A 1,898-nucleotide genomic window follows, 5' to 3' on the forward strand; every position below is an offset into this window, starting at 1 on the left:
GGGTCAGGCCGCCGATGCTGACGGCGATAACCATGAAGAAGGCCAGCAGGCCAATATTCTTCTCGACTGCTTCATGCTTCATCAGTGAGCTCCAACTACAGCGATCTGTTCGGCGGCTTTGGCTTCTACCGGGTTCGAGGCGCGTACGGTACGCCATACGTTGTAGGCCATGAGCAGCATGCCGCTGGCAAAGAACGCACCGCCCACGGCGCGAACGATGAAACCAGGGTGGCTGGCTTGCAGCGCTTCGACGAACGAGTAGGTGAGAGTGCCGTCATCGTTGATTGCACGCCACATCAGGCCTTGGGTGATGCCGTTGACCCACATCGAAGCGATGTACAGAACGGTACCGATGGTTGCGAGCCAGAAATGTGCGTTGATCAGGCCGACGCTGTACATTTGCGGGCGACCGAACAGTTTCGGAATCATGTGGTAAACCGCGCCGATCGAGATCATCGCTACCCAGCCCAAAGCACCGGCGTGTACGTGGCCGATGGTCCAGTCAGTGTAGTGAGACAGCGCGTTGACGGTCTTGATGGCCATCATCGGGCCTTCAAAGGTCGACATGCCGTAAAACGCCAGCGACACGACCAGGAAGCGCAGGATCGGGTCGGTGCGCAGCTTATGCCAGGCGCCCGACAGGGTCATCATGCCGTTGATCATGCCGCCCCAGCTTGGTGCCAGCAGGATGATCGACATTGCCATGCCCAGCGACTGAGCCCAGTCCGGCAGCGCGGTGTAGTGCAGGTGGTGCGGGCCGGCCCAGATGTACAGGGTGATCAGCGCCCAGAAGTGCACGATAGACAGGCGATAGGAGTAGATCGGACGCTCGGCCTGCTTCGGAACGAAGTAATACATCATCCCCAGGAAGCCGGTGGTCAGGAAGAAACCGACCGCGTTGTGACCGTACCACCACTGGACCATTGCGTCGGTCGCACCGGCGTAAGCCGAGTAAGACTTGAACAGGCTGACCGGCAGCGATATGTGGTTGACGATGTGCAGCATCGCAGTCACGAGGATGAAGGCACCGAAGAACCAGTTACCGACATAGATGTGCTTGGTCTTGCGCTTCATGATGGTGCCGAAGAACACCAGTGCGTAGACGACCCAGACGATGGCCAGCAGAATCGCGAGAGGCCATTCCAGCTCCGCGTATTCCTTGCTGGTGGTGTAACCCAGCGGCAAAGTAATACCGGCACCGACGATCACCGCTTGCCATCCCCAAAAGTGGAAGGCCGCGAGGCTGTCGGAAATCAGTCGCGTTTGGCAGGTTCGCTGCACGACGTAATAAGAAGTGGCGAACAGTGCACAACCACCGAAGGCGAAAATCACCAGGTTGGTGTGCAACGGGCGTAAGCGTCCAAAAGTCGTCCACGGCAGACCGAAGTTCAATTCCGGCCATACGAGCTGTGAGGCGATGAAGACACCGACCCCCATGCCAAGTATCCCCCAGACCACCGTCATGATGGCGAACTGGCGGACTACCTTATAGTTATAAGCAGTCGGACTGATTGCTGTGCTCATTCTAAGGTTCCACGGTTTGGGTGTTTTATTAGGAGTAAAAATCGGCCGCAAGTATGGAGAAAGCAGGGGGTCATTGCAACGCGCCATGACCCCGGTCAAGGCTTTCAAAAGCTGATTCTGCGGCCTTTCCATGCGCCGCGTAAGGACAAAATCACCCAAGGGCAAAATGTCTCGGCGGACGAAAATGGTGAGGGGGTCCGGTCAGTTGTAACGGGACGTGTTCAATCGCAACGATCGAGTGACCGACGGCAATTGGCGCGACAGCCGGTAATTACCAGCCTTTGCAGCTTGTCATCGAACAGAATCGTCGAACACATCGGCTAAAAACGACCTGGAACCGGCTCATGCCAGTCCGCATCGAGCAAGCTTAGACC

The 1,898-nt window shown here is 57.2% G+C and carries 1 protein-coding gene and 1 pseudogene; both read right to left on the minus strand.

Annotated elements, in window-relative coordinates; genetic code table 11:
* Positions 1 to 82 (minus strand): annotated as a pseudogene (locus AC1DRJ_RS26030) (cytochrome-c oxidase, cbb3-type subunit II); the annotation flags it as partial.
* Positions 82 to 1,524, minus strand: a complete 1,443-nt coding sequence (gene ccoN / locus AC1DRJ_RS26035; RefSeq protein WP_477804682.1) for a cytochrome-c oxidase, cbb3-type subunit I — start codon at positions 1,522 to 1,524, stop codon at positions 82 to 84. The pseudogene AC1DRJ_RS26030 and the gene ccoN, both read right to left, overlap by 1 nt.
* Between the last annotated feature and the right edge of the window lie 374 nt (positions 1,525 to 1,898).

It is taken from the genome of Pseudomonas sp. P5_B2 (assembly GCF_056400445.1).

What these genes read in the sequence shown, in the direction of transcription:
- ccoN (WP_477804682.1), bottom strand. Translation starts at nt 1,524, where the DNA reads ATGAGCACAGCAATCAGTCCGACTGCTTATAACTATAAGGTAGTCCGC.